This window comes from Candidatus Neomarinimicrobiota bacterium (assembly GCA_041862535.1).
Classification (GTDB): domain Bacteria; phylum Fidelibacterota; class Marinisomatia; order SCGC-AAA003-L08; family TS1B11.
Map to the genome: position 1 here is coordinate 1 of JBGVTM010000316.1, position 2966 is coordinate 2966.

A 2966-nucleotide genomic window follows, 5' to 3' on the forward strand; every position below is an offset into this window, starting at 1 on the left:
ATGGGCCTGGAAAACTATGCCATTCGTTATCAGGAAGCCGGCTTCGCCGCGCTGGCCTTCGATTTCCGGCACCTGGGTGAAAGCGGCGGCGAACCCCGGCAGCTGGTATGGATCCCGTACCAGCAGGAAGATTACGTAGCAGCCATCAAGTACGCCCGCGGCCTCGATGAGGTCGATCCGGTGAAAATCGCCCTGTGGGGCACCTCCCTGAGCGGCGGACACGTCATCGTCACCGCGGCCAGGGACCACCGGATCGCCTGTGTCGTCGCGCAGGTCCCCCTGCTGGCCGGGGGTGCGGGAGGCCTGGAAGTCGTGAAAAGATTTGGCCTCGGTCACATACTCCGGATGTCATTCGGACACGGACTGCGTGATCTGGTCCGATCCTGGTTCGGTCTCTCGCCCCACAAGGTACCTATCGCCGGAAAATCAGGTACTATCGCCGCGTTGGCCGATGCCGGCGCCTGGGACGCTTTCTGTAAGCTTGCGCCGGATGATTTCATCAACGAAGTCTGTGCTCGCATCCTTATTCGAATGGACAAATACCATCCGATCAAACATGCCGCCCAAGTGCACTGCCCGGTCCTGCTGCAGGTATGTGAAAAGGACATCGGCATTCCATTGAGCATCGTTGAGAAAGCCGAGCAGCGGCTGGGGCAGCTGGCGGAGGTCATCCGCTACCCCATCGACCACTTCGATATCTATCTGGGGGAGAACTTCGAGAAAGCGGTAAGCGACCAGCTTGAGTTTTTCAAGAAGCACCTTTGATGGATGCCTCCGGGACCATCTGATCCAACCTCCCTCTAGCCCTGCGCGGTGCCAAACACCGGAAGCCGCGCAGCTCCGGTGCAGGTGAGCTCGTTGATATTTTCATGTTTGCATTCCTATGAGCATTTCCTATTATTGGAAGAAGGAAGATGGGTATCTGATGAATTTTTCCCATAAAAGAAATTTCAATTATTACAGTTATGTTTTTCTATTCTGGGCTTATCCAGCTCTGCTGTTTGCGGAATCCTATTTTGTTGCACCTGACGGGAGTGACTCCGATCCGGGTTCGCTCGACCAACCCTTCAAGACACTGATCCCGGCGATTGCAGCCTGCGCTGCCGGAGATACGATCTACCTGCGCGGCGGTGTGTATGAATACGACGCTAGCGTAACGATCGACAAAAGCGGAGAAGCGGGCAGTCCGATCAAGATCTGGGCCTATCAGCATGAAATCCCGATACTCGATTTCGAAAAGGCCGGGACCGGAAGCAGCGCACGGGGCATTACACTAAGTGCTGATTACTGGCATTTATGCGGTTTAATCATCCAGTATGCGGGAGATAATGGCATTCATGTCTATGGTTCGCATAATGTTTTGGAGCAAGTAACGACGCGTTATAACCAGGATTCAGGCACGCAGTTATCAAATGGCGCATCATTCAATCTCATTTCAAATTGTGATTCCTATCTTAACTATGATCCGGCCAATCACGGCGAGAACGCCGACGGTTTCGCCGCCAAGTTCGACCTGGCAGAAGGAAATGTCTTCCGGGGGTGTCGGGCGTGGAGCAATTCCGATGACGGCTGGGATTTCTGGGAAGCGGGCAATGGAGTCACGGTGGAGGATTGCTGGGCTTTCCGCAACGGCGAGAATATTTGGAATGATCCCGAGTTCGCCGGGGACGCAAACGGATTTAAGCTCGGTCACGGCAGCGGTGCCCATATTTTGATTCGCTGCCTGGCTTTTGATCATCAGAAACATGGAATTGATGTAAACGGCAATCTCAGCGGAGTACAGGTATATAACTGCACCTGCAATAAAAACGAAGGTAAGAATTTCTATTTTGATGAGCACAGTGACAGTCATGTTCTACGTAATAATCTCTCATTTGATGGTGGTGAAACCATCTATCTTGAAGTCGATGATGAATACAATTCGTGGAATGGCTTTTTGGTTACGGAAAGTGATTTTATCAGCCTGGATTCCACCGGTGTAACGGGACCGCGGGACGAGAACGGCGGACTGCCTCAACTTGATTTCCTCCATCTGGCGGAGGGGAGCAGCCTGATCGATGCGGGGGTTGATGTGGGGTCGCCTTTCGAAGGTCCGGCTCCCGATCTAGGCGCTTTCGAATTCAGCAGCATTACAGAAATTGTTTCGCACGCCAGTCAACAACCGGAACAATTTGCAGTGTTACAGAATTACCCCAATCCATTCAATCCGGTCACAACCTTGCAGTACGATCTGCCAGGGGCAGCGGTGGTGACCATCATCATCTATACCATCCATGGCGGTGAGGTGGCTCGATTGATCGAAGGGTATATGGCCCCCGGTTACCATCAAACAAAATGGAATGGCAGGGACAAAAGTGGTCGGGAAGTCCCCTCTGGCATCTACATCGCCCGGCTGGTGACGCCGGAGTACAGCCAAGCGATCAAGATGGTGTTATTGAAATGATCGCCAGGTTAAATCCGCTTGCTGTGGGATGCAACAGTGGATTCTTCCCACTACGCGGGACAAGTAATACGCTGTTTCCTCACAAAGAAGATCCATCGTTTCAATGAGGCGTAGCTGATCGTATCAAGTCCCGATTGTTTGTCCCTCACTACAGCTCATAGCATATTACTTGACATCTTAAGATAATCTTTGTATCCTTTATCAATGTTGGGAAGAAACACCCTTTGGACAAGGGATTGATGACACCTCAGCACAGCGAGGCAATCATTGGAAACAGAAATCCGTATGCTCCAGAGAGCTGGTACTGGACTGGCGAGATCAACTCGGAGAAGATTTACTACGTGGTGAATCGAAGTGGTGGAACGATAGGTGACCACTGCATCCCAACGAGATACGAAAGTTATCAATTAACCAGCGAGCAAAGAATCTCCCTTCATAGAGGTCCCAAGATGAAAACATATCCTTCTAAGTATGCTGGAAGGCAGCCCGTTTGCCGCTGCATGGTACTGATATTCAGCATAGC

At 51.8% G+C, this 2966-nt stretch carries 3 protein-coding genes; all 3 read left to right on the top strand.

Annotated elements, in window-relative coordinates:
* Positions 1-765: alpha/beta hydrolase (locus ACETWG_11435; GenBank protein ID MFB0517199.1), on the top strand; the 765-nt coding region annotated here is incomplete at its 5' end.
* A 160-nt stretch (positions 766-925) separates the two neighbouring features.
* Positions 926-2443 (top strand): right-handed parallel beta-helix repeat-containing protein, encoded by a 1518-nt coding sequence (locus tag ACETWG_11440; protein MFB0517200.1) that lies wholly within the window; start codon positions 926-928, stop codon positions 2441-2443.
* A 224-nt stretch (positions 2444-2667) separates the two neighbouring features.
* The coding region (locus ACETWG_11445; GenBank protein MFB0517201.1) for a hypothetical protein at positions 2668-2966 on the top strand (299 nt) is incomplete at its 3' end.

Bases quoted from the DNA above. Each gene is read 5' to 3' on its own strand.
- ACETWG_11440 (MFB0517200.1), top strand. From the start codon at position 926: ATGAATTTTTCCCATAAAAGAAATTTCAATTATTACAGTTATGTTTTT.